Genomic DNA, 228 nt, shown 5'->3' on the forward strand with positions numbered 1-228 from the left:
GGCTTCGGCGTCGTCCACACCCGACGGTCGTTGACCGCACGTCGGCGAGCCTCGCGCACCGCATCCGGATCCTGTCGGAACACGATCCGATCGACCATGTCGCGGAGCCGTTCGGCCGACCACGCCCCGGCATGCAGATCCAGTTCGGCGCCGATCTGCCCATCCACCTCGGCCATACCGGCGTGGCCGTCGAGCAGATCGGTCCGGGCGATGATCGAGGACACCCGA

The 228-nt window shown here is 68.9% G+C and carries 1 protein-coding gene; it reads right to left on the bottom strand.

Annotation, left to right across the window (positions count from 1 at the left end):
* A partial coding sequence (locus ACPXCG_RS23990; protein WP_425794898.1) for a DUF222 domain-containing protein occupies nucleotides 1–228 on the bottom strand: 228 nt, incomplete at both ends.

It is taken from the genome of Gordonia sp. DT218, assembly GCF_049847105.1.
In the GTDB taxonomy this organism is placed as follows: Bacteria; Actinomycetota; Actinomycetes; order Mycobacteriales; family Mycobacteriaceae; genus Gordonia.